This is a genomic window from Pengzhenrongella sp. (genome assembly GCF_036565025.1).
Taxonomy (GTDB): domain Bacteria; phylum Actinomycetota; class Actinomycetes; order Actinomycetales; family Cellulomonadaceae; genus Pengzhenrongella.
The window spans coordinates 1-2,744 of record NZ_DATCNW010000141.1 but is presented as its reverse complement, the minus strand read 5'-3'; the positions used below and the strand labels follow the sequence as shown (position 1 = coordinate 2,744).

The window sequence follows — 2,744 nt, the reverse complement described above, 5'->3', positions numbered from 1 at the left end:
CTTAACGTCCGAGCGTTGACGTCCTATAGGACGTCAACGCTCGGACGTTGCGGGGGTACCGGACGATGCGGGGGGTACCGGACGTTGCGGGAGTACCGGGGATACCGGGCTTGACGACGTGGACGCGGTGGCGCCTACCCGTCGTTGTCGAAAGATCGCACGCGGCTGTCGGTCCGCCGGAAAGCGCCGAGCGCGTTCCGGCGAGCTGACCGCTCTTGACGGCTGTCGGCGAGACGTTGCACGGCGGCACTGAGCTGACGCGAATACCACCGGGGCGGAACCGGATCGACCGGTACCGCCCCTCAGGTTCGACAGTCGCGCCGACACGACTTGATGACGACCGGCGTTGAACACCAGGATCAGAACGGCGGCGGGTCGTCCGCTTCCGATTTCTGCTCCGGCTCCGGCTTCACCTTGGCCGCGGCCCTGGGTTCCGGGTCGAGCCCGGGTTCGGGTTCGACCTGCGGCAGGTGCTCGTGTCCGGGCGGCGGCGGGGAGTTGTAGGCATAGGTGTGCCCGGTGGGCGTGGTCCAGGTGATCGTGCCGTTGTCGGCGCGGTCGTACGTCCAGCCGGCGTGCGTCTTGAGCAGGTGATCCCTTCGACACGCCGGGGAAATGTTCTCCGTGGACGTGGCTCCGCCGGTGCCGTCGGGGTTGAACGGCACCCGGTGATCAAGGTCGCAGTGGCGCGCGGCGGCGTTGCAGATCGGGGACACGCAGTACGGGTCGCGGGCGCGGATGATCTCCGCGAGGTCCTCCGGCGGGCGGTACCGGGTCTTGCCCACGTCCAGGACCGTGCCGGTCTGGAGATCGGTCACCAGCCGCCGCCAGGTCCCGTTCGCGGTGAGGCGCCGGGCGGTCTGCGCGGTGACCGCGCCGTACCCGGCGAGCTGGGCGGGGTCCTCGTCCAGCCCGAGCAGCGTCGCCAGCGATACCGTCACGTCGACGCGCACCTGCCCCGCGACACCACCGATGCCGCCGCCCGTACCCGCCGCACAGCGGCTGGCACCAGGCAAAGCCGAGCCCTCGCCCAAGTCCGAGTCCGTGCCGGTCTCGGTGTTGCTGACCGATTCGCTGGGCTCGCTGGCCACACGCGCGTCGTCGCAGGTGCAGCCGTCGTTGCCGAGCAGGGTGGCGGTGTAGGCGTCGGCGCGGAGCTGGTCAATGGTGCGGGTGTCCCCGGCGCGCTGGGCCTTGTGGGCGGCGGCGCTCAGGGCGGTGTCGATCGCGGTCGCGACGAACGCGGGCAGCACGGACCAGATGCCGGCCATCCCGTCCGGGAGGACCTTGGGCTTGCACACGCGCCGGGTGTCGACCGCCCGCGCCGTGCGCTTCTCGGCGTCGGCCGGGTCGACCGCGATCAGGGCCTTCTGCAGGTCGCCGCGCAGCTGGGTCGGGGTCCGCTCACCCGCCGTGGGCAGCACCACGTCCTCGACGACCTACGCCACCTGCCACGGAACGTCCTTCAGCGCGGCGACCACGATCTTGGCCTTGCCCCAGTCCAGATCCCCGACCTCCAACGCGTCCCCGGTGGCCATCAGCTGGCGGGCGAACAGCAGGCCCGCCTCCACCAGCTCCCGCCCGGCCCGCCGGGAGGTGCCCAGCCGGGCGGCGACCTCCTCGCCGACGATGCCGGGCTGGCTGACCGCGACGGGCCAGTCCGGGTTCATCGCATCCCGCCGCGAGAGGACCTCGATCGCGGCCAGCTGGCGGGCCTTCGCCCAGGACGCGGTCCGCTCGAACGCGGCGATCTGCTCGACCAGCTCGTAGTCCGGCAGCTGCTCGGAGTCCACCGAGTCGGCCCAGCCCGCCAGGGCCGCGGACCCCGGCGCCAGGTCCATCCGCTCGCACGGCCGCGGGTCCTGGTGCTCGCTGCGAGCCAGCGCCTCGAAGAACGCCTCCCGCTCCAAGAACTCCGCGACCTCGGCCGCCAAGAACTTCGAATCCTCATACCGCGCGTCGTCCGCCGCCCATAAAGCCAACAACTCCGCCGACGGCTCAACAAAGGCCGCGACCCGCTCGTCGCCATCCCCGCCGAACCCGTGATTGAACATGTGTTCTATGATACCGGAACGATCGAGAGTGTCAATAGCTCAGACGCGATTCCTCTGCACGAATTTGGCTGGCATTGAGGCGCTCACACTCGACTCAAAGAATGGCCCGCCCGGACACCAATGACGACACGATCGCGATCGTCTCACGGGGCGTCGAAGTCAGTCGACGGGTGGACGCGACCGTGCGACGACGGCAATGTGGTTGCTGGAGGTCGGGTACCTCCTCGCTCTCTGCTGCAGGGGAACCCGTCGTCGATCAGCTCGGTGACGTTCTGGCTTGTGGCCGGCCTCATCGTCGGCCGTTTCTCGGTCTCGCCTCGCACGCCGTGCGACATGCGAACGAAGCGTCGGCGGGGGCAATCGCAGAATTGCTCATCGGGGAGGGCGTCTACGGTCTGGCGTCGTCACCGACACGACCTCGACGCAGACCTGGTGGGCTGAGATCGCCATGGCCGTCGTCGGCCTGGTCGGGGTCGCGCGCTGGCGGATGCGCCACATATGGCTGCTCCGCTCACCAGCAGAATGAGCGAGACGACGTCAAGGGCCAGCTCCCAATGGACGTAACTTAAGGTCCACGCAGGCGGGATCCAGAGGAGGATCCCCGCTCGGGGGCGACTGGCAGGGGGTCCTAAGTTGCGACCATTGGGGCTTGGCGGGTCGGGCCCGGTTGGTTCTCGGCGGCTCGGCCGA

At 69.6% G+C, this 2,744-nt stretch carries 2 protein-coding genes; both read right to left on the bottom strand.

Annotated elements, in window-relative coordinates; genetic code table 11:
- Positions 1 to 359 precede the first annotated feature (359 nt).
- Positions 360 to 1,427 carry a DUF222 domain-containing protein gene (locus VIM26_RS08255; RefSeq protein WP_414696459.1) on the bottom strand — a complete coding sequence of 356 codons (1,068 nt, stop codon included), beginning with the start codon at positions 1,425 to 1,427 and terminating at the stop codon, positions 360 to 362.
- Positions 1,428 to 1,439: 12 nt separating this feature from the next.
- Complete coding sequence (locus VIM26_RS27020; RefSeq protein ID WP_414696458.1) at positions 1,440 to 2,054, bottom strand: hypothetical protein; 615 nt, start codon at positions 2,052 to 2,054, stop codon at positions 1,440 to 1,442.
- Positions 2,055 to 2,744 lie beyond the last annotated feature (690 nt).